4 protein-coding genes are annotated in these 2,662 nt (G+C 73.3%); 1 reads left to right on the forward strand and 3 read right to left on the reverse strand.

Annotated elements, in window-relative coordinates:
* The 3 genes from GTW40_RS24055 to GTW40_RS24065 form a co-directional block, all read right to left on the reverse strand.
* On the reverse strand, positions 1 to 1,008 hold a 1,008-nt coding region (locus GTW40_RS24055; protein ID WP_161182261.1), incomplete at its 3' end, for an NADH-quinone oxidoreductase subunit C.
* Entirely contained in the window at positions 1,005 to 1,652 is a 648-nt protein-coding gene (locus GTW40_RS24060) for an NADH-quinone oxidoreductase subunit B (protein WP_161182262.1), read from the reverse strand. The genes GTW40_RS24060 and GTW40_RS24055, both read right to left, overlap by 4 nt.
* Positions 1,643 to 2,059, reverse strand: a complete 417-nt coding sequence (locus GTW40_RS24065; protein WP_202486342.1) for an NADH-quinone oxidoreductase subunit A — start codon at positions 2,057 to 2,059, stop codon at positions 1,643 to 1,645. The genes GTW40_RS24060 and GTW40_RS24065 overlap by 10 nt, the downstream gene beginning before the upstream one ends.
* A 256-nt stretch (positions 2,060 to 2,315) precedes the next feature.
* Here GTW40_RS24065 and GTW40_RS33315 point away from each other — a divergent pair.
* The coding region (locus tag GTW40_RS33315; RefSeq protein ID WP_237525656.1) for a hypothetical protein at positions 2,316 to 2,662 on the forward strand (347 nt) is incomplete at its 3' end.

Here is a 2,662-nt window from a genome sequence, read left to right on the forward strand (position 1 = left end):
GGCCGACGCGGCATCAGCAGGGTGGGCGGCACCGGTGGCTTCGCCGGTCGCCGGAGCGCCGGTGGACCCGGCAGAGCTGTCGGCACGACCGGCCGACTCCAGCTCTGCGGCCGCCGCCTCCGCCGCCCCCACGATCTGACTGGCCGACCCCTCCGACGCCGACCGGGCACGCCGTACCGGCCGCCCCTCAGCGGCAGGCACCGCCTGGCTCGCGGAACCGTCCGACGCCGAGCGCGAACGCCGTGCCGGGCGCTCCGCCGACGCAGCGGCGTCCTGGCTCGCGGAGCCCTCCGACGCCGAGCGCGTACGACGCGCCGCGCCCTCCGCCGCCGCGGGCGCCGCCTGGCTCGCCGAGCCCTCGGACACCGAGCGGGCACGCCGTACCGGCCGCTCCCCCGCCGCCGCCCGTGCGGGGCGTTCGCGGGTCGGGGCGGGCGGGAGCTGGCCCTTCAGGGGGCCCCACTCGTTGGGGTCGGGGACGCCCGGCGGGAGCATCTGGCGGCGCTTCGGGGTGCCGTGTTCCGACTCGCCCGGTTCCTTGGCGCCGGGCCACGCCTTGGCGACGCGGGCGGCGAGGACGAAGTCCTTGCGGAGAGGGTGGCCTTCGAAGTTCTCGGGGAGCAGGAGGTGCTCCAGGCCGGGGTGGCCCGTGAAGTCGACGCCGAACATCTCGTGCGTCTCGCGCTCGTGCCAGGCGGCACCCGCGTAGACGCCGACGGCGGACGGCAGGACCGGCGCCGAGTGCGGCACGGTCGTACGGACGAGCAGGCGCCGTACCGGATGCAGGGCCACCACGTGCGCGGAGACGCGGAAACCCGTGCCCGGCTCGTCGACCGCGCTCAGCCAGTCGAAATAGGTGCAGGTCAGGGTCGTACGGGCCGTCTCCAGGGCGTCGAGCCAGGCGTCCGGGGCCACGTCCACCGTGAGGACGTCGTACGACTCCTCCGCCGTGGCTCCCGGTCCGAACAGTTCCTCGGTGTCGGCGGGCAGCCAGCCGGTCGTCGTCATCGCGCGTCCCCCTGAACAGGGGCGGCCGGCGGCTTGACCAGGCCGCTCTGGAGGGCCGCGGCCGAAGGCCGAGCCGTGCCGTACCGCTCGCTCAGCGACTCCCGCGCGATCTTCTCCTGGAGCTTGAGGATGCCCTGGAGGAGCGCCTCGGGGCGCGGCGGGCAGCCCGGGACGTACACGTCGACCGGGATGATCTGGTCGACGCCCTTGGTGACGGAGTACGAGTCCCAGTACGGGCCGCCGCAGTTGGAACAGGCGCCGAAGGAGATGACGTACTTCGGCTCGGGCATCTGCTCGTAGAGCCGCTTCACGGCGGGCGCCATCTTGTCGGTGACCGTGCCGGAGACGACCATCAGGTCGGCCTGGCGGGGGCCCGGTGCGAAGGGGATGACGCCGAGGCGGATGAAGTCGTGGCGGGCCATCGACGCGGCGATGAACTCGATCGCGCAGCAGGCGAGGCCGAAGTTGAAGACCCAGAGGGAGTAGCGGCGGCCCCAGTTGAGGACGACCTTCATCGGCTCGGGGGCCAGCCGGGCGAGCGCGCCGAGCCTCTTCGGCTCGGGCAGCAGGACCGGATCGGGCAGCGGCACCGGCTCGGAGGCGGCCGAGGCGGCGGCGGAGGTCGCGGCCGGGTTCACGTCCATGTCAGGACGCCCTTCTTGTATGCGTACAGCAGGCCGACGGCGAGGAAGCCGAGGAAGACGAACATCTCCACGAGGGTCGTCGCGCCGTAGCCGGGGGCGGCGAAGACCGTCGCCCAGGGGAACAGGAAGATCGAGTCGACGGCGAAGATCACGTACAGGAACGCGTACACGTAGTAGCGGACCTGGGTGTGGGCCCAGCCCTCACCGACCGGGTCGACGCCGCACTCGTACGTCATGAGCTTCTCGGGGGTCGGTACGACAGGCCGCAGCAGGCGGCCCGCGCCGAAGGCGACCGCGACGAAGAGCACGCCGACGACGGCGAGCAGCCCCACGACCGAGTACGACCCGAAGTACGAACCGGGATGGTCCGCCGCGAGGCTGGCCGCGGCGACCGTCGAGTCCCCCAACGTCTCCCGCACCGTCCTTCTCCTCGCTCCCCGACCTGTGTGTTCCGCGTGCCCTGGGTGACCGCCGCGCACCGCGTGACGTGACGCGATCCGAGGGTCTGTATGCACGGGAGTCTAGGCCCTGGCAAAGGAGCGGTAAGCAGGTCGTCACGCGCTGAGAGGGGCCGGGAGGGACGCGGGGTGGGGTTTTCCCCCGGAGGCGGAAGGCGGACTGCCGCATGGCGCGGGGGGTGTTGGGCACGGCAGGCTGACCGCCATGACCGCTGCCGCCTCCGCCGCGGGCCGGGACGGGGACACCGTCCGGGCCGGGGCCACCGATGCCCTCCGGGGTGATGACCTCGCTGACCTCGACCGGGGTCCTGATGCCCTTCGGGGCGATGACCTCGTTGACCGCAACCAGGGTCCTGACGCTCTCCGGGGCGCTGCCCACCCCGGGACTGCGGACGCCCTCCCGACCGCCGACACCTTCCGGACTGCCGACGACGGTCGGACCACCAACGCCTTCCGGACTGCCGACGACGGTCGGACCAGCCACGTTCCCCGGCCCCACACTCACCGCACCACCCCCACCTCCCACCCCGACGCCGACCCCCTGCCCCCCGC

This window comes from Streptomyces sp. SID4985 (assembly GCF_009863025.1).
Classification (GTDB): domain Bacteria; phylum Actinomycetota; class Actinomycetes; order Streptomycetales; family Streptomycetaceae; genus Streptomyces.

Excerpts from the sequence above, each read along its gene's own strand:
- GTW40_RS24060 (WP_161182262.1), bottom strand. The coding sequence starts at position 1,652 with ATGGACGTGAACCCGGCCGCGACCTCCGCCGCCGCCTCGGCCGCCTCC.